The following is a 20282-nucleotide window of genomic DNA, read 5'->3' as shown; positions in this document are numbered from 1 at the left end:
GACGGGGTTCAATCAATGAAACGTTCCGCATGCCTTTTCGTGCTGTGGCTGGCACTCCTCCCCTCCGCCGCCTGGGCTCAGGGCTCCTCGTGCGCTCCGGGCAACGAGGTCGCGATCAAGGGCCACATCACCCAGCTCGTCTCCGCGCTTCGGATCGCCAACTACCGCGCGGACGTGCTCCTGATGGAGAAGAGCTTCAAGGAGCTCGATGGGCTCCTCAAGAGCACGGGCTGCGCCAGCATGGCGCCCCTGCTGTGTGACGCGGAGTGCGCCTACCAGCTCGCCAACGTCCAGCTCTTCCGCGCGACCGGCTATCCCCTGATGCGGGAGACGAGCAATGCCTGGTTCCCGTCGGATCCTCCCGGTGGCAACGGGGAGGTGCGCGATCCGTACGAGGCGCAGGCCATGCAGGGTGTCCAGCGGGTCGAGCAGGCCCTGAAGAACCTCGCACGCCAGCAGCAGGCCGCGGGCTCCACCAGCAATCCGATGGACCTCCCGCTCAACCGCTTCCTCAAGGCACATGCGCGCCTCAACTCGCTCAAGGCCCGGCTCTTCGTGGCGGCGGGAGACATCTGGTATCGCAAGGCCTCGTTCTCCCGCCTCGACAACCTTCAGTACCAGGTGGCGGAGACGCTGGGAGAGGATGACCGCGCGAAGAAGAAGGGGACCGAGTACTACAACGCGGCGACGTATTACGACCAGGCGTTCTGGGTCATCCTCGAGGCGAGGAGCAGCCTTCCCGCGGCGAACGCGGACCTCTTCGGCTCCGAGCTCTCCACGCTCACCTCGCTCGAGTCCGACGTCAACACGCGGCTCGACTCGGTCCGCAAGGGCTACCTGTACCTCAACATCGATCCGGAACAGCTCACGGGCAACAGCCTGGCCGCTCTGTCCCGGCAGCTCGTCGGCCAGCGGGAAGCCATCCGCCGCCAGGAGGGGGAGCTCCGCCAGCAGATGGACACCTGGGCGGCCAAGTTCACCACCCACACCAATCAGCAGTTGGATCTCGCCAATCAGCAGAACTCGCGCGTCCTGGACCTCGAGGTGTACAAGCTCGCGCAGATGCAGGCGACCGCGGGCCGGCTCACCCAGGAGCTCCGGGCCCAGGTGGAGCTCATCGACCGGAGCATGCCGAAGTTCCAGCTCGAGCAACGCATCAAGGCCATCGAGGCGACACTCGCCCGGGAGCAACTGGAGCTCTCCCACCAACTCCAGAGCATCAAGACACAGACGGAGCAGGATCTCCTCGGACTGGAGAAGGAGGCCATCAACGCCAGGCTGGATGATCTCCGCTTCAGCATCGACATGACCATGGCGGAATACAACTTCGCCATGCAGGTCGAGGCCCTGCTCGCCCAGAAGGAGGAGCTCGACCGGCAGTTCCTGGCGGACAAGGCGGAGCTCGACATCCTCGAAGCACGCAAGGGACAGGTCCAGAAGGGTATCGAGGCCGCGCAGTGGAGGATCGACCTCACGGAAATCCTCGTCGACAAGTACAAGACCGCGCAGGAGACGTCATTCAAGTCGGCCCGTATTCCCATCGTCGAGCAGATCTGCGCCGTCGACGCGGAGCTCGTCTTCTACAGCAGGAGCCCGGCGTACAGCGGCTACAGCGATCCCGTGTCCGGACATTCCTGCACGGTCTCGCCTCCGAGCACGAACCAGGAGGCCAATCTGGAGGAGATCTGCAAGGCCCGCGATACGCTGAAGAAAGACCAGCTCGCCAACATCCAGAAGATCCGCGACTGCATCAATGGCGCAAGTTGCAGCAACATGACCGGGACCGAGAAGTCGGTCGTCGAAGCCATCAACAAGCTCAGCGCGGCGAACCAGGCGGTCATCAACCAACGAAAAGCCGCACTGGAGAAGACGAAGCTCGTCATCAAGGAGAAAGAGGCGGAGCTCCGCAAGGCGACCAATTCGACGCGCGGGATCGAGGCCGTCAAGGGCGTGATCGACGGGCTGTGGGCGGCCGCCACCGTCCTCGCCGCCGTTCCAGACGGAGAGACCGGAATGATCGGGCTCTTCCCCGTGAAGACGCTCAGGCTCGCCGAGGCCGCGGCGCAGGCGGCTCGCACGAGGGCCGAGGCGCTCACGAACCTGACCAACTTCGCCTATCAGGTGGCCCAGTACCATCATCAGCTCGAGTCCGAGGAGCTCGTCAACAAGCAGGAGCTCCTGGACATCGCCAACCAGATCGAAGCGGTCGAGAAGGAGCTCGACGTCGAGAAATGGAGCAAGCAGCGCGAGCTCGCGGAGATCTCCGTCCGGCTCACGGAGCTCCAGGGCGAATACGACAATGTGAAGAACGAGCAGGAGGTCCAGCGGCTCGAGTGCGACGGAGAGATGGCCAATCGTGAGACCACGGTGGCGAAGCTCCTCAGGTCGCGCGCCGGTCTCGTCGGGCAGCTGCAGCAGAACACGGATGACTCCGCGCTGACGCTGTTCGACATCCACGAGCAGGAGAACCTCCGGGCCCAGGCGCAGACGGAGATCGAGCGGCTGAATCTCGAGATGCTCGAGTACAACCGGCAGCAGGAGAAGGTCCGCTTGGACCAGCAGAAGCTCACGGGCATGAAGGCGGCGATCGACCGGCAGATCTCCACGGCCCGGGGTTACCAGTCCAGCGTCAAGTCTCTGCAAGGCGAATACTCCGACACGAAGACCCTGCTGAAGGCCATCAATGAGAAGCTCAAGGACAGCATCGTCCTGCGCGAGCAGAAGGAGCGGGAGTTCGTCTCGGCGGTCCTGGCGCAGTCCGGCAAGGTCGCCTTCAGTGAGATCGCGGACCTGAAGAGCAAGCTCGCGCAGCTCGATGATGCCGACCAGCTCGTCGCGCAGGTCCACGCCCTCGAGCAGAAGCTGGCCGTGGAGGTCGAGGGCTCCTACAAGAACATCCTCGCCATCGTCCGGAAGAACATCGAGGCGGGCGGCGGCCAGTCGGAGACGGCCAACTCGCTGTTCTGGGACTTCGAGAACCTGGCGGCGGAGCTGTCGCGCGGTGCCGGCGACATGCTCGACTACAAGCGAAGGCTGCTCGAGAACGCGAACTTCACCTACAACCTCTACCGCAGCCGCTACAACGTGCTCGCCCAGTTCGCGGGCGACGTGGCTCCGATCTCCGAGGAGTACGCGTTCATCAGCAACGCGATGGAGCTCGAGAGGGTCCTCGCGGATTGCTCCGGGCTGGACACCAACGAGATCTGCAAGCCTCGCTCGCTCGTGTGGGACAGCAAGAACATGACGGGCACGGTGGCGGAGTTCACCTTGGAGAACACGAGCACCCTGCTCCAGCAGCTCCTGGCCGAGGGACGCGTGCGCTTCGAGATCTCCCCCTACGGGCAGTCCCTGGCGAACAGCCAGCGGCTCGGCAACCTCGTGCTCTGGCACGAGAACCTGATGAACACCGAGTCCCCGATGCTGCTCGTCCACGTCATGGCCCTCGCCGACGGTTCGAGCTGTGGAAGCAAGGCGGTTGTCCGGCACCTCGGCTCGGGCACCCTGTTCTCGCCCATGTCGCGTGACAACGCCGCTCCGCAAGCGAGCCTCGTCGTCCGCAAGCCCACGGACCTCGAGATGCCCGTCTGGACGAACGCGGAGCTGGGCCTGTGGACCGCGCGAAGCGACACATTCCGCTCCGGCTCCTTCACGGCGGCGGGGCTCGAGACCGTGCTCCAGTCCGACCGGGTCGGCAAGCTCGAGTACCCGCTCGTGGGCCTGCCCCTGATTGGAACCTATGAGCTCATCGCGACACCGAGCTTCGTGGGATGCCTCTCCGGAAGCAGCACGTCCAAGCTGAAGCTCGGATTCATCTACGTCGTCAAGTAATCGCATGTCTCGGATGAGAAGGGATTTCGTCATGCATCGGTTGGTGCTCGAGAGAAAGGCACCCCTCTGGGTCGCGTGCCTGCTCGCCGGACTCTGTGCGAGCGTGCCGGCGGCGGCGCAAAGTGACTGCAACAGCAATGCCGCGTCGTGCGACTTCCAGGAGCGGAAGACGACACTTCGCGCGCAGCTCTGGAGCAGCGCGTGCCTGACTGGCACCTGGAAGTACCTCAGCGCCGTGTACTTCCCCATGGAGAACGGCCAGCTCGTGACGAGCAAGCGGGCGCAGGTGAACTTCCTGAACGGGGTCTGCGCGTTCCACCAGGACCGGCGCTACATGGACTCCAAGAAGGCCCGGGAGCAGCTCGACCGGGGCATCGACGAGCTCCAGCGCGCACAGACCTCCGGGCTCCTGCGGTCGCAGAGGCACGTGGCCGCGCTCCTGGAGGGACTGCTCCATTGTGAGCGGATGAAGCAGCTCGCTCCGGAGGTGGAGACGAAGCTGACCTCGCGTGAGCTCTTCTGCGTGCACCGGGGGATGGCGAAGGCGAGCTTCACGAGCGTCAACTGGGCGAACATGGCGCTCGACTACCCGGACTCGACGGCCTTCTCCGTCGGGAAGCACATCGAGTCCATGGGCGCGTGCTACAGCAGCCATCTGAGCGCAGGCACCGATGCGACCTGTGGCGTCGTCACGTCGCTCCCGGAAGAGCAGGTGAAGAGCATCGGGACCCAGGTGGGAACCACGGAGCTCTCGCGCTACCTGGGGAGCGTGACGGACCAGACGAGCTCGACGGCGACCGGGGTCGGTCCCCTCACGGCCATGCTCGCGAGGAAGTTCGAAATGGTCGACGGGGCCGCCGCGGGCTCTGCTCAGCTCTTCTCGGATTTGAAGCAGCGCAACGAGCGGCTCCGGGGTTCGTACACGGGCCTGGCGGAGATGTATTGCTCGCCCACCGGCGAGTGCAATGGGCCGATTCCCTCGCGCGTCCAGGCCATGAGCACGAAGTACCAGGCGGTGACGCTGAAGGTGCAGAACCTGCTCGGCTTCGTGGACAGGTGGGTCAACGGTCTCTACCAGGACAGCGCCGGGCGTGACGTCCGCACGGAGCTGGCCAGGAGCAAGACGGACCTGACCGACACACTCGCGACGCTCCAGGGCCAGGAGGCGTTCCTCGACAAGATCCGCCTCGTCAAGCGGGACATGTCGGTGCTCGCTCGAGGCGCGGAGGCCGAGGACACCGTCTTGCGGAAGCTCTGCAGCCTGTACTTCTGCGAGATCCGCGGCGGGAGCCGGGAGACCTTCCGGAAGACCTGTGCCCAGGTCGATCCCATCCTGTCGAAGCCTCGCAGCGAGCTCAACAAGCTCTGCTCCTCCAATGTGGAGACGACCTACGTCTCCGGAGATGGCCAGACCACCGCCGCCGCGCTGTGCCGCAACGTCGGGCTCGGTGCGTACATCGCGGATGGGCGCAAGGACATCCTGACCTGCATGAACACGTTCTACGTGAATCAGTGAGAACCAACCGATGAGACGCTTTTGGATGTACGGAGTCGTCCCGTTCCTCCTGGCGGGGTGTGGCATCGAGGGAGAGGCTGAAAGCCATACCGCGGTCAGCGAGGCGCGAGCCCTCGCCCAAGCGCCACTGGTTCCCAGTCTCTTCTCCTACGAGACGACGAGCGGCGCCACGGTGTATGCCGTGGAGCTCCCCCAGGGAGAAGGACGTGCATCCCGGCTCGCGAGGCTGAACGGGTGCACCGAGGCGAACGCGCGCCGCCTCTTCCGCATCTACGCGGACCCGATCACACCGCTCGATGAGAGTCCGTGGGCAGGTCAGCTCAATGCCCCGAGCACACTCGTCCTGTCCTGTCCGGATACGACCGCATCGGGTGCGCGGGTCTTCGTCGAATCGCTCACCCTGGGCTCCTCCTACCTCGAGTACCTGCAGGGCTCGGGCACGGATGCGGGTCAGCCCTCGTCGTTCCTGGTCATCCCCAACCGGTGTGGAGAGCTGATCTTCCACTTCCAGGTTCCGCAGCGCGCGGCCCAGCAGGAGACGTCTCGGGAGCCCCCCCCGGCCACCGGGGAGCGCATCTACCTGTCCTGCAAGAGGGACCGGCCTGTCGAGTACTCCGGTTGGGAGCTGGACACCGCCTACGCGCGGAGTCTCGGCCGGGATGTCTATGTGCTGACGCGAGGGGCGAGCACCGTCCTCCTGGACGCGGTGGATGGACTGGCGGTCACGGACCTCCTGTGGGACGACGCGAAGCGCGTGGAGGTGGAGGACAGGCTGCGCGCGCTGTTCATGATTCCGGATTCGGTCTCCATCGGCTGGGCCGGAGAGCTGGAGTACCAGGACGTGGCGGGACGGCCGCTCTTCGACTTCTGCGTGGACCACTGTGGAGCGGACTTCAAGCCCGCGCACAAGAAGGTCGTCGATGGTGCGATCTCCTGCCTGCGGGGTGAGCTCGGCGCGGGAGAGTCCTGCACCTACGCCACTCCTTTCACGTATGAGGAGCGCCAGCAGCTCGATGGAACGACTCGCCGGGGCGCGCAGCTCTCGACCGGAGAGCTCGTGTTTCCCGCCTGCGGCGGAGCCACCGAGACCTGGCAGAAGCACCTCGGATTCACGCACGACACCTCGACCACGGCCTCCTGGCTGGGGCAGCTGAAAGCCGCGTACGGCACCGGAACACCCTCCTCGCCTTCCACTCCCCAGCTCGCGCTCCCCTGCCTCCAGGAGCAGACGACGTGCCGCATCGATCTGTCCCAAGTGATTCTCGATGGAATCGATCTCTCGAAGATCGAGCTCTCACGCGAGATGGAACGCGCGATCCGCGCGCGCCAGTGCGCGAGTGGACCCGAGGCCCTGGAGGTCGTCCTCGGACCGGAGGCAGTCCTGAGTGATGCTCCGTTCCGGGTGGACGCCAGTACCCTTCCCTCCAGCCTCAAGACCCTCCGGCTCGGCGGAGAGGCAGGTGCACGGACGGCGCTCTTCGTCAGTGAGCCACGATGCGGAACGGGAGCAACCCCCTGCACGGTGGCTGTCCCCGCCATCCAGGTCGAGGGAGATCTCGAAGTGGAGCTCCGGTACCTGGACATGCGTCCGATCCCCCCCACCACCCCCGTGGCGTCCCGGCCGGCGCTTGCGCGTGTGGCTGTCAGGGCGAGGGGTGGAACCGGACAGAAGCTGATGCTCCGCCTTCGTGACGCCGATATCGGCGATGTCACGCGGGCATATCCGTTCTACGCGGGCGTGGACATCGCGGGAGGGAGCCTGGTGCTCTACAACTCCGACGTCCTCGCCTTCACGAGCGCCGTGGAGGCCGAGCAAGGCACGGTGTCCATCGTCTCGTGGCCGCAGACGGGGCAGCTCAAGCTGGTGTCGCTCGCCCACGCGAACCCGAGCTCCGGCATCCTCATCGACCTGGATGGACGTTCGCTCTCGGGAACCGTGGATCGCTTCCGGGCCCTGACGCTCAAGCCGGGCGCCCAGGCCTTCATCGGAGGGGCGACCCTCCAGGGTCCCGTGGGAATCCTGTGGTCCGGGATTCCGCGGCCCGGAGGAGAGGACGCCCTGTGGTCCAAGCGGACGACGTTCTCCAAGGGGCTGCCCTCGACGTCCACCCTCTTCCGGACCGAGGCCACCATGCTGCGCGTGCGTACCGCGGGCCGGCTCGTGTTCGACGCCGCGAGCGTCAGCAACTTCGCCTACGTGGTGCGGTGTCCGGCCCAGGCGTCCGGGGAACAGGCCCTGGTGCAGTTCGTCGTGCCCCAGCCCATGACAGACATCCGTTACCTGACCGCCAGTCCCGGGGCATGCCAGGTCCAGGCGCCGTGGTTGGGGACTCCCTAGGTGAGGAGAATGGACATGGGATGGCGAAAGAATCGGTGGGCATACGCCGTCGCCGGGAGCTTCGTGGTGCTTGCCACCGTGCTCGGGTACTGGCTGTCCCGGCGCGACCCGGCCCCGCCCCCTCCCTCAACGTCACCGGTCGAGCTCAGCATCGTCCAGAGCATGGGCGCGGACTTCAACGGACCTCTCGAGGAGCTCCTGCGCCCCTTCCTCGAGCAACACCCCGAGGTGCGGCTGTCGGTGCGGTACGACGCGCAGGCCCGGGAGGGGAGCGACGGCGCGGCCCGTGGCCCCCACCTGGCGCTGCGAGTGTCGAACGGGTCCGCCACGCCCGGAGGCGTTCCCTTGTTCGCCTCGGACTACGTCGTCCTCGCCTACAACCGGGACCTCGTTCCCGAAGCACCGAAGACGTGGCGCGACATCATCGCCCACGGCTACACCCTCAAGGAGAAAGGCACGGTGCCGTATGGAATCGTGCTCGCGGAGGAGATGCATAGCCTCCTCCCCTTCTTCGGCGATCTCTTCCAGGCCGGGGGCCCGGGTGACGCGACGAGTGAGGCGTTCGCGCTGCTCTCCGATCTCCGGTTCAAGTACGGCCTCACGCCGGGCGCCTGCCTGTCGGAGTGCGTGGTCCAGGTCTTCAAGGAGGGCCGTGCGCCGTTCGCGGTGATTGGAGAATGGCGGCTGCCAGAGTTGCGGAGCGCACTCGGAGGGAGGCTCGGACTGACGGCGATTCCCGCCCTGCCCGGGAGCGGAGCCAGGGTCAGGCCCGTACAGCGGGTGTACGCGCTCTTCCGGGCGGGTGAGGCCCCGAAGCGTGAGCTGGAGGCCGCGGATGCGCTCCTGCGCTTCGTCGAGAAGGAGAGCGCCTCGCGCCTCATGGCGACGCTCGGCAAGGCAGCGCTCCAGCCCGTAGCCGCATCGGCGTCGGCGGAAGAGCTCGCCCTGGCGGCGGCTTCCGTGGACGCCGTGGAAGTTCCCGACGCGCGCGTGCGCGCGGCGGAGGCCGCACTGGCTCCCATCTGGGAACAGTTTGCCACCGGGCGGTTGAGCGCCGAGGGCGCCGCCCGCGCCCTGGTCGCCGCCGTCTCGACACCCGTACAGAACTGAGAGGGCGAACCCGCGCCCTCAGATCGTTGCGCACAGCACGTGTCGCCGGCTCGCCTCCGGCGCGGCGGCACAGCCATGTCCTCCGCCGGAGGCGGAATGCCATTTCAAGGAGATGACTGGATGAATCGGCTGCGATTGTCGCTGGCCGTCCTGGGGCTGCTCCCAGCCCTTTCGTGTGGACCCACCCGGACGGAAGAGACGAAAAGCGAGACACCGACCCCTGGGTCGAGCGCGATGAAAACGCCCGGAGCCTTGGGTTCTGACGGGCTCGCGTCCTTGGGAGCTCTACGCAGGCCCCAGATGGACGTCACCGTCGCGGAGCACCGGGGAGAAGCCCGTGTCACGCTTCCACTCCCGGGCCTGCCCACACGCACGGGCTTCGGACCTGACCTGGCCCTCGGATACAGCTCCTCCCCCTACGACGCCCGCGGCGGCTTCGGCATCGGCTTCGGCCTGGGTGTTCCCTCGGTGGGTATCATCAACGACTGGGGCGTGCCGTACCGGTACGTCACCGCCAACGGGGACCTCACCGCACGGCTAGCGCTCAATGGCGCGCGCCTGGAGCGCATCCGGACGGAGAAGGAGAACGGCGCCCTGAGCATCATCGAGTACCGACTCGATGGCACGGATTCGCTCGTCCGGGTGTTCCGCCACATGCCCGGTGCGGAGATGGCCGTGCCGGACGGACAAGGCGGCACGCTCGCCCTCGCTGGCTTCCGCGTCGTCTACCCGGATGGGCGGCAGGAGTACTACAGCGAAGCGCCAGAGGTCGCCGAGGGGCTGATGCTCAAGCGCTTCTTCGCCACACGCTGGCCCCTGGTGGCCGCCGTGAGTCCCACGGGCGAAGTCGTCACCTACCAGTACGACAAGCCCACGGAGGATCAGCGCTCGTACCTCAGCTCCATCAGCTTCGCGGGGGGCCGGTCGGCCTACGTCTTCGAGCGCGCGGAGCGGCCGCGTGCACCCACGGATTACGTGATGGGGTACCCCCAGAAGGCGGGCCACCTCTACACGAAGCTGACGGCGCAATTCGACGGCGAGCCGATGTACCAGTGGTGCTTCGTCTACGGTGTGTACGCGCAGGATGGAGCGAAGCTCCTCACCCATCCGGACTGCGAAGCGATCGCACAAGAGGACTTCGCCGCGGAGCTCACGAAGCTCTCGGCGTCCCTGAGCCGGCAGGACAAGCTCCTGGGTGTCTACCGCTTTGGACGGAGTGCGGCGCCCCTGACGCGGAACACGCCTCAGGAGCCGCTCATGCGGTTCCAGTACTCGGGTTGGACGGTCTCGGACATTCGTGACCACTCGCTCGTCTATGACATCGAGATCCCGGATGTGTATGGCTTTGGTCCCGAGGGGGGCTCGGAGTTCCTGGACCTGAACGCCGACGGCCTGGCGGACGTCCTGCGCTCCTCGCTCTCCGACAACCGGAGCTTCGCGTCGTACAATCTCGGAGACCTCGCCAGGCAGAATCCGTTCGTACAGCGCGACGGGGTGGTGCTCCAGAAGGTACTGGGCGGCATCGAGCAGCCGGAGATGCTGCGTTTCGACGAGCGCCCTGGTTCCGACAGCCTGTTCTGGACGGGAGACTTCAACGGCGATGGCCTGACGGACGTGGTGCACATCATGGCCTCGGGCGGTCAGTCCGAGCTCTTCCTCTTCCGCGGACAGCAGGGCGTCCCCGGCAAGCCGTTCGCGGCCGCCACGCGCTCCAGCGTGCTCGATGCGTATGTCGGTCAGCTCATGCACGGGCGCAGCCGCGTCCTCGACCTCAACGCGGACGGGAAGGACGACATCCTCATCGCCACCACGGACGGAGTGACGGCGACGTGGACCGCTCATGTGAACGTCACCTCGCCGGAGGACAGGGCCCTGTCCTTCCAGACCCTCTCCAACCTCCGGTTCCCCTTCACGGCCGGCGCGGGGTGGGAGCTCGACAATCCCGCGTACCGCTTCCTGGACGTCAGTGGGGACGGGCTCCAGGACCTCGCCGTGCTGAAAGTGACTGGCGCGGGCGACAAGGGCCTGTGCATCTACGAGAACCAGGGCGGGGTGTGGGCCTATAGCTATACGGACCTGGGGACGGACTCTCAGGGACGGGACGTACCGCGCGGACGGCTCGCGACGGGCGCGCTGGTGTTCGGCTTCGACGCGGGTGACCCGGTCTGCGAGCAGGGCTTCTTCCTCCCGGTCCAGGGCATCGAGTCTGGTGTGAACCTCAACGCGATGTGGCTCGCGGACGTCAACAGGGATGGGAACATCGACCTCGCCCATCTCACGACGACGGCGAACGCGCTCAAGGTCTGGTTCGGGCAGGGTCGTGATGGATTCTCCCATGCGGAGAACCTCCCGCTGAACACGACGTTGAGTGTCGACCCGCAGAACATCTGGAACACGCGCGTCATCGATATCGACGGGGATGGTGTCGTCGAAATCCTCGTCTACGAGCCCACTCCCCAGGGGGGACGGCTGCGCGTCATCGACTTCAATCGCACGGGACAGAAGAACGTCGTCGGACCGGATCTGCTCATCGGGGCGTCCGACGGGACCGGGCTCCGGCACGCGTTCGTCTATGGCACGACCACCGATGAGCTCGTGCGCGATCGCCGGCGGCTCGGCATGGACGATGCAAGCCTGCGCGGTCTTCCCTACGCGCTCCCCGTGGTGAAGCGGCACGCCATCCTGGTGGGGGGCGAGCCTCCTCAACTCACGGCCTTCCAGTACCACGCGCCCCACTTCGAGGGCGAAGCGCGAAGCTTCGTCGGTTTCGCCCGGAGCGACACACGCATCCTGGGAGACAGCACCCAACCGGACCAGGGACTCCGCCGGACGTACGCCGTGCAGGGAACGCGCACGGACCGCTTCCTGGCGAGCAGGGCCAGCGTGGAGGAGCTCGTCCGCCCCACTCCGCTCCTGGTCCGTCCCACCGTGCCCGGCCCACTCGAGACGGCGAGCGCGGTGTCCTTCACCGCGGAGACCTGGAGCGAGGAGCCGCTCACGGCCGCGGCGGTCCTCTCCCAACAAGAGTCCGACTGGGCCGTCGAGCCCCTTCTGGAAGAGGAGGCCCGCACGCCCCCCCTGTTCGTGCGCCTCCTGAGCACCCGTTCGCGAATCTGCGGCGAGAGTTCGGGCTGCGCGGCTCCGGCAACGAGTACCCGCACGCGCGAGTACGACGCGTTCAATCGCCTCCGGCGTGAGCAGGAAACCCTGAACACCGTCGTGGGACCCGATGGCCTGCAGATTCCCTCGCGCTCCAGCGTGCGCACACTCACGTACGACCCTGTCTGGGAGGAGCGGGGAATCCTGACGGCCGTGGACAGGGAGGTCGTGAAGACACTGCCTTCCGGCGCCGTGCTCTCCACGACCACCACCCTGTATGCGGAGCAATGGCCCCTGCCCGTGCGCGTGGAGACCCAGGGGGCGGTCGATCCGCAGGCGCTCTCGGGACTCGAGGCCCGGTTCACCCAGGCACTCCAGAAGAGTACCGTGCGCGTCCTCACGCACGCCCATGATGCCCTCGGCAACATCATCGAGGTCGGAGACGCGCTGGGCGCCACGACCCACTTCGTCTACGACCCGAGTGGTCTGCGCATCGTGGAGACGAGGAATTCGCTCGGGCACCGGACCCGGTACTGCTACGGCTCGGCGGAATGCACACTCGGCGGCACGGGGAGTGGCGTCCCGGAGCGGAGCCTGGCCCGGACCCACGTCCTGACGCCGCAGGGCGAGCTCACCGTGTCCAGGTTCGATGCCCTGCACCGCCCGGTGCGGGTGACGGACTCGAGCGGACGCGAGGTTTCCTACGCCTACCGGGACGCGGGGAGCACACAGCCACGGCTCGTGCGCGTGACCGAGCGCCGCACGGCCACGGGTCCGCGGACGCACACGGAGCGGCTGTTCGCCTTCCGGGCCGATGGCCGCGCCGTGGGTGAGGCAGTCGAGGGAGAGTCCACCGGGGCCCGGGTGCTGGCATTCACCGCATACAACGGGACGGGCGCTTCCGTTTTCGCGGCCCGGCCCTACACCCTGACAAAGGGACCGGTGGCGCTCTTCGAGGAAGGGCAGTTCCCGGCTCCCACGGGTGCGCCTGGCTGCGGGCTCGGCCTGGGCATCTGCACTTCGTACGACGCACTCGGACGTCCGGTGGAGGTGGTTGATTCCTCGGGACGGCACATCAGGCGCACGACGTACGAGCCCTGGGGACGGCGGCTCGAGGAGCGCCTCGTGGAGGACGGCGATGCCATCGTTCGCGCGCGCACCCATGTCGAACGTCCAGGAGAAATGTACGCGCTGGCCGATGAGACGGGTCAGGTCTACCACTACGCACGGGATGCGCATGGAAGACTGTACGGAATCTCCGTGCCGGGAGAGAGCGCGCCCCGTCGTGTGGTCTTCGACGCCGCGGGAGACATCATCCTCAGTCAAGCCCCCGGAATCCTGACCCGACTCTGGACGCGCGATGCGCGTGGGCGCGTGAGCGAGGAGCTGACGTGGAGCGCCAGCGGGCCGGCATGGGAGCGCATCGAGCGGACGTACGATCCACTCGACCGGCCAACCCACGTACGGGCCACGTCCTCAGAGAACCCCGATGGCACCGACGTCCTGACGTTTGTCTATGATGGACGAGAGGGGGAGCCGGCCTCGCCCGAGTCACGGGGCCGTCTCATCGAAGCCACCGCCCATGACCTGCTCGCAACGCAGAGCGTGACGGAGCTCTTCACCTACAACCGCAGCGGCCAGAGGACCGGGCGCACACTCGCGTATACCGGAGGAGGGGTCGAGCGCACCTACACGGAGACGTGGAACCACGCACTGGACAGTACGCTGTCCGCCTACCGCGACCCGTTCGGGAATGCCTTCACGTTCGAGCGGCATGGCTCGGGAGCACTCGCCGCGCTCCACTGGTCGACGCCAGAACGCGCGGAGACTCCGCTCCTCGCGGGCATGCAGTACAACGCTCACGGTCAGTTGGACGCCTATACGGCGCCACGGACGAGGCTCGAGCGCCGATATGGCTATGACGCCGCCTCCGGCCATCTCATACACCTCCAAGCTTGCATCTCACGTGAGGAGGGCTGCGTGCCTGCCCAGGACATGGTCCTCACGCACCTGGCGGATGGGCGCATCACGGGCATCCAGGACGGTCCCCGGACCACCTCGTACGCCTACAGCCTCCGCGGCGAGCTACTCTCGGCCCAAGAGGGAGACGGAACCCATACCTATGCGTACGGTCCTTCGGGAGAGATGAGCAGACTCAGCGAAGGAGCGGACTACCTCTTCGAGCGTGCGCCGGGCACGAGCGTCATCCCCCTGCCCACGGGCGGCAACTTCCGCCTCGATGCATTTGGCCGCCTGGCGGCAGGCGGAAGAATGCGCGAGATCACCTACGACCCGTTTGGCCGCATCCGGCGCGTCGAGCTCGACGGAAAAACCCTCATCTACGGCTACTTGGCTTCCGGCGATCGCGTCGCCAAGCAGGCGCGCGTGACCCAGGGCGGACAGGAGAAGGTCTCCGAGGTTGTTGTCTATCCCACGCGCTTCACACGCGACAACGGTCGGGAGCGGCAGAGCCTGGTCCGCCTCGAGGGCAGGCGACTGGCCCTCGTCGTTGACGAGCAACGGGTCTTCACTCTGCTGGACGACTCACGCGGCGTGGTGAAGGCATTGGTGGACGAGTCCGGACAGGCCCTGCTACAGGCCGAGTACTCTCCATTCGGATTGGCTACCCTATCGGGCCCTGCGGACCTGCTCGAGAGCACCGAGCTCGTCTTCAGCTTCACCGGGCGGTTCACCGACCCCGACACCGGCCTCGTCCAGATGGGAGCACGTGAGTATGCGCCACAACTCGCGAGCTTCACCACTCCGGACCCCTACGCACTCGCGGAACCGGAATTCTGTGTACGGAGCCCTCTCGAGTGCCACCTCTACACCTACGCCGGACACGACCCGATCAACTTCGCCGACGAGACAGGCTTCATGATGGGGCGCTCCACGTCAACACCCCAGACCGGGAGCACCCCCCAAGGCCAAAACGCCAGGCCCAACTCCCCCATCATGAACAGTCGCGAACGCACTGTGCTCAGTGGCATCCTGCAAGGGCATTCAAACGCCTACAGTGGGCGGGTGAGGGAAGCGAATCGGGCTCTTGACAAGCTTAATGTGCCCCTCGACCCGGAACTGGGCGCGAGCCTCCAAGACATTGCGACGAAGGCCGAGACCGGAGAGCTTCGAACTTCCGCAGCACATGGCGCTGAAAGCAGGGCTTTGTTCAATCAAGGCGTCAAAGACTTCTCCAATGGGAGAATAAAACAGGGAGCTCTTACTTTTGGCGGCGCAGCAACCAATGCGTTTATCTCAATGGCCGAGATACACCAGGAGCAAGCACTACAGCCTTGAGCCTACTGTGGCGGCAACCCGTCGAGGCCGAACGGGTTGTCGCCCTCGTTCACGGGCAGGGCAGCATCCGCTGCACACCGGTGTAGGCGAGCTCCACCACCCCGCTCCCCGTCGCCACCACCAGGGTAATATCCGCGTCGATCCGCCAGGCCTTCGGGAACCCGGGAAGCTGTGCCAGACGGTGGAGCGTCCAGGTGCCGTCACCCTCTCGGGTGAGCGTGTGGGCGAAGCCCTCGTTGAGCCCCATGTGAGACATCCCCGTGAACGCCAGGAGCCTTCCGGGGAGCTCCGCGAAGCCCAGAAAGGACTCCTCCTCCGTCTCCAGGATGGGCGTCCTGCTCCCGTCCTCCCCGAGGAGCCACAGCCCGCCGCCAAACTCTCCCTTGTCCACCCCCATGAGCCATCCTCCCTCCACACGGTGGAAGCTCGTCTGGGCACTCCGCAGCTCGGGGAATGGGAAGTTCTGGAACGTGTCGAGCTGCCGCGGCCGATCCACCGGCTTCAGGGTCAGCCAGCGCTCCCCCTTGCGAACCCGCCACTGCCTGGCTTCCTCGTCCCAGCACTGCTCCTCGGGGGACGCCCTTCGAGCATCCCACTCCGCCCAGCGCGCCTTGAAGACCCCCTGGGAGTAGTGCATCGGACGAGGTGCCCGGCCCGCGAGCTCGATGGCCTCGATGGCCCTCGCCGCTGCACGGCGGACTGGACCGAACCAGTGCTCCTGCCGCACGGCGGCGAGCATCGGGAGCGCCTCTCCCGAGCCGACACGCCCCAGGGCCGTCACGGCCTCATATTGGACTCGCCAGGAGAGATCCCCCAGGGCCTCGAGCAGCACGGGTACCGCCTCGGGCGAGCGCGTCCACCCCAGCGCATCAGCCGCCCGCTCCCGATCCTCCCAGTCCTCGGCGGTTCGCAGCATCTCGGAGAGCCGGGGGATCGCCGGCGTCGCCGCGGGGCCCAACCGCCCCAGGAAGGCGAGCACGCTCCTACGATCGACCCCATCCCGTTTGTCCAGCGCGCGGATGAGGTTGGCCACCACGTCGCCCTCCCCCATCGCCGCCAGCGCATGGGACGCGGCATCGCGCAGCGGCTCGTCGCCAGACGTCTCGCGAACCTTCCGGAGCTCGGGAATGGCCTCGCTCGCCGCCGGGCCGATGTTCTCCAGCCAGAGGATCGCCACCCTCCGGGCCAATGGCGGACGCTGGGCATCGGCGAGCACGGCGACCAGACGGGGCACCACGGGAGCCGTGACAGGTGGGGCTCCCGTGCGGCTATCGAACTCGTCCAGCAAGATCCGCAGCACCTTGGTGGAGGTCTTCCTGTCCTCGAGCGCCTCGACGAGAACCGCCACGCCCGCCTCACCGAAGTCCCCCAGCATGGAGACAACTCCCATGTCACCTCGGAGCAACACCTGCTTGAGCGTGGGGAGGGCCGATGCATCCTTCGTGAGCCCCAGCGCCCAGACCGCCCAGGACACCTTCTTCTTCACGGCCCGGGTGAGCGCCGGGATCGCTGGCTTCGCGGCCTCGCCGAAGAAGCCGAGCGCATAGGCCGCGCTCTCGCGCACCTGAGGATGGCGGTGATCGAGCAGCGCCGTCAGCGGAGGCAATGCGTCCGGCCCCAGCTTCGCCAACGCCCGGCCCAGGGCTTCGTCCTCATTCGTGATGCCATCCCGGGGCCCCCGCGCGGAGCCGAGCTCCACCAGCCTCGCGACACAGGCCTCGACCGTCGCGCACACGCCCCCTCCGGGAGTCGGTTCTCCGGAAGCGGCGGCCCCGAGCAGCAGGAACACCAGAAGCAAGAAAGCTCCCCCACCGGGCCAGGAGGGAACCAGAAGGCGGGACCATCTTCGAGAGGAGCGCATCACTCCTCGCAGCATAGCCCGGGAGGAAGTCCGGACTCGACGAACGGGCGAGCCCGGACTCCCCTACTCCCTCACAGCTTCGTGATGCGGAACCAGTTGAAGTTCCAGCCGCCCGCCTGGGCGTAGATGCCGACGTTGTACGTGCCGGCCGTCACGTTGACCGTATGCGAGACGGTGGTCCAGGTCTGCCAGCCACCCGTCGCCGGAATGCTCACCGTCCCGAGGACCGTGGCGCCCGCGTTCAGGTCCAGCGACAGGCTGCCACCGGACGGACTGGCGACGCGGTACTCGACCTTGTACGCGCCGGAGGACGGGAACTGGATGCCGTTGTACGCCATCCAGTCGGCCGTTTCGATGTAGCCCACGTTCGAGCCTCCGCCCGAATCGGTGGTGGCCTCGGTGCTGACGCCACTCATCCCGCTGTAGGCCTCCGCCTGGATGAGGGTCCCGGGGTTCGACGTCCCCGTCGAGCTCACCACGAGCGAGGACACCGCGTCGTTCCAGCCGTCGTCGACGAGCGACGCATCGTCCGCCGTCTTGATGAGGCTGGCTCCACCGAAGTTGTCATCGGCGTACAGGGTGACCTGGTAGCCGCTGGCGACCTTCAGGGAGGTGATGTCGTCATTACGCACGCCCCAGGCATTCAGGGCCGACAGGGTGTAGCGGCCCACGGGCAGGGCCGCCCCGTAACCGCCGTGGTTCTGGTCCTGGAACACGGACACGGCCGAGGGGCCCGGGTTGGCGTAGGTGAAGGGGAAGTCACGCTGCGCCTGGGCGAACTGCGTCTCCCACTCGGCGGGCCAGCCGAAGGCGGAGGTGGCCAGGGTCTTGAGATTGACACCCGCCGCGCCGCTCCAGAAGTGGATGAACTCGCCCCAGTTCAGGTTCCGCGCGTAGTTGCTCCCGTTCTTCGGCAGGTACTGCGCGAGCAGGACGAAGTACCGGTTGAGCACCGTGGCTCCGCCGTAGTTGTTGTAGATGGGGTAGAACCAATCCCTGAACCAGTGGGTGTTGGCGCGGGGGAAGCTGTCCGTCCCGTTCACCATCAGGTTGTACCAGCGATTGGCATCACTGGTGCGGCCCAGCCCCAGGTAGACGTCGTAGATGAAGATCTCCGCCCACTTGCTGTCGCCCCACAAGCCGAAGGCGGGCGAGTTGTGCACGCCCTTGCTGGCCCCTTCCACGACGTGGGCGACCTCGTGCGTGACGATGTCCAGGTCATTGCCGGTGCCGCTCGTCCAGGCCGTGGTGGAGCTGGACCCCACGTCGATCACGTTGCGGTAGTCGTGACTCGCGTCGAAGTACGTGGAGGGATGTCCCCCGCTGTACTTGGCCGTGTGGAAGATGGCGTAGAGCTGCGAGTCCGTTCCGAAGTGCCCGTAGGTCCTCCGGGTGTACCGCCATACGCTGCCGACGAAGCTGTTGGGCCAGGTGATGGACCGGTCCACCGCCGAGTCGAAGTACACGGCCACGTCATTGTCTTGATAGACGCGGGAGACGGTCTGGTTGTGCTCGAACCAGTGCTCCGTCCAGGTGGCGGGCGCGGTCTGCTGCGCCCACACGGGGGTAGAAGCAAGCAATGGCAACACGAAGGACAGCGAAGCGGGGAGGAGTTTCTTCATGGTAGGGCTCTGCGGGTGATACGGACAGTGACTTCACCAGGTGGGACATCGAGCGGATAGAGGGGCGCACCGATTACTTCGGGTCAAACTCCGCTACGGCTCGAAGAGTGTGCTCTTCCCCAGAGCAGAAGGTGTGCCAGGGCCTCCATACGCCTGCATCCTGGTGATTCCAGTCACCACCTGGGACCAGGAACCCTGGTGACTCCCGTCAGGGATGGTGACTCCTGTCACCACCGCGACGCGAGGCCAATCGCCGCGCTCGGGGTCAGAAGGAACCTCAGACAAGGAGGGTCACCCCACGTGTATATGAAACAGGAGCGCCTCGAGAATTGTCTGCCCTCGAGGGCGGATGCTCCGGACCGGGAGGACCCGATGCACGCAGTCGTGGATCAAGAGGTGGAATGGAAGACGTCCATCACCGAGGCTCTCACGAGGGCCGTGCGATTCCTGGAACACGCGCAGACACCGGACGGACGATGGCTGGATTTCCGCTTCCGCTTCGTGGTGGGAGACCGGGATGTCATCAGCTCCCAATGGGTGACAGCCTACGTGGGAGAGGCCTTGACGCGAGCGGGTGGAGATCCGGCCCGACTGGAGCGCGCCCGCGACTGGCTGATGGGTCATACACACCCCGGTGGTGGGTGGGGATTCAGCCTGGCGACGCCCGCGGACGCGGACTCCACCGCCAACGTGGTGAATTTCCTCTCACACTGGCGCGGCGTGCCGCCGTGGGACGAGGCGCTGGACGAGGCCCGTGCCCAACTGATGCGTTATTGGGACGAGGTCCAGGGCGGCTTCCGCACCTATCGCCCCGCGGAGCGGCCCTCCCTGAATGGCTGGGCCAGCTACCCGGGCAGCAGCTGGTGTGACGTCCACCTGTGCGTCACCGGGATGGCCGCGAGGGCCCTGCACGCCTCTGGAGATACACGACAACGTCCCACGATCGAGGCCTGCGCCCACCTGATGCGCGCGAGCCAGGCCCCCGAGGGTTTCTGGGAGGCGTACTGGTGGCACGGCCGCACCTACTCCACCTACCACGCGGCGCGGCTGCTCTCCCTCTCGGTTGGAGACTCCGAGCCGGTGGCTCGCGCCGCCCGCTGGCTCTCCGGTGTTCAAGGGGCCGATGGAGGATGGAGCAACGGCACCGGCGGTGAGGCCGCCCCCTTCCACACCGCGCTCGCGCTCTCGACACTGCTGCTCGACAGAGGACGCACCCGCCACGGGCCCGCGCTCCATGCCGGCCTCCGCTGGCTGCTGCGGGCCCAACAACCGGATGGAGGCTGGGCCCACGTCCCCATCATGCGGATGCCCCGCCCCGAGCTCCACACGCCCTGGGAGGACCCCGAGGGCTGTCTCCTCCTCCCCGTGCTGACGGACCGCAACCGGCTGTTCACCACCGCCACCGTGGTGTCGGCCCTGACCGACTGCCTCGACGTCTTGCGCCCCGAGTGAAAGCCTCGCGATGGAACCACCCTGTCCGGCCCGACAAGCCATGCCCACGGGCCTCCCCCGTCTTTCACGTTCGCCTGCCCGTGGATATTTCATACCCATTCAAATACATCCATCCCTCGCGTGATGAGCGTTCCGAATCATTTGACATTCATTCAGGCC

8 protein-coding genes are annotated in these 20282 nt (G+C 66.6%); 6 read left to right on the top strand and 2 right to left on the bottom strand.

The window, feature by feature from the left end:
- Positions 1-15 precede the first annotated feature (15 nt).
- The 5 genes from JRI60_RS24875 (at position 16) to JRI60_RS24855 (ending at position 15188) form a co-directional block, all read left to right on the top strand.
- Positions 16-3828 carry a hypothetical protein gene (locus JRI60_RS24875; RefSeq protein ID WP_204228373.1) on the top strand — a complete coding sequence of 1271 codons (3813 nt, stop codon included), beginning with the start codon at positions 16-18 and terminating at the stop codon, positions 3826-3828.
- 31 nt (positions 3829-3859) lie between these two features.
- Positions 3860-5344, top strand: a complete 1485-nt coding sequence (locus tag JRI60_RS24870) for a hypothetical protein (RefSeq protein ID WP_204228372.1) — start codon at positions 3860-3862, stop codon at positions 5342-5344.
- Positions 5345-5369: 25 nt separating this feature from the next.
- Positions 5370-7682: a hypothetical protein gene (locus JRI60_RS24865; protein ID WP_204228371.1), complete on the top strand. Its 2313-nt coding sequence runs from the start codon at positions 5370-5372 to the stop codon at positions 7680-7682.
- A gap of 15 nt (positions 7683-7697) precedes the next feature.
- A complete protein-coding gene (locus tag JRI60_RS24860; RefSeq protein ID WP_204228370.1) occupies positions 7698-8792 on the top strand; it encodes an extracellular solute-binding protein in 1095 nt (364 codons plus the stop codon).
- Positions 8793-9092: 300 nt separating this feature from the next.
- Positions 9093-15188 carry an FG-GAP-like repeat-containing protein gene (locus JRI60_RS24855; protein ID WP_204228369.1) on the top strand — a complete coding sequence of 2032 codons (6096 nt, stop codon included), beginning with the start codon at positions 9093-9095 and terminating at the stop codon, positions 15186-15188.
- Positions 15189-15237: 49 nt separating this feature from the next.
- Here JRI60_RS24855 and JRI60_RS24850 read toward each other — a convergent pair whose 3' ends face one another.
- Both JRI60_RS24850 and JRI60_RS24845 read right to left on the bottom strand, forming a co-directional pair.
- On the bottom strand, positions 15238-16977 hold the full coding sequence (locus JRI60_RS24850) for a HEAT repeat domain-containing protein (RefSeq protein WP_239470842.1): 1740 nt from the start codon (positions 16975-16977) through the stop codon (positions 15238-15240).
- Positions 16978-17120: 143 nt separating this feature from the next.
- On the bottom strand, positions 17121-18671 hold the full coding sequence (locus JRI60_RS24845) for a carbohydrate-binding protein (RefSeq protein ID WP_204228367.1): 1551 nt from the start codon (positions 18669-18671) through the stop codon (positions 17121-17123).
- Positions 18672-19043: 372 nt separating this feature from the next.
- On the opposite strand from JRI60_RS24845, the gene JRI60_RS24840 reads away from it, so the two are divergent.
- Positions 19044-20123, top strand: coding sequence for a prenyltransferase/squalene oxidase repeat-containing protein (locus tag JRI60_RS24840; RefSeq protein WP_204228366.1), 1080 nt, complete (start codon positions 19044-19046; stop codon positions 20121-20123).
- Positions 20124-20282: the final 159 nt, after the last annotated feature.

It is taken from the genome of Archangium violaceum (genome assembly GCF_016887565.1).
Classification (GTDB): domain Bacteria; phylum Myxococcota; class Myxococcia; order Myxococcales; family Myxococcaceae; genus Archangium; species Archangium violaceum_B.
Note: the sequence above shows the minus strand (reverse complement) of the source record. Positions and strands in the feature narration are given on the sequence as shown.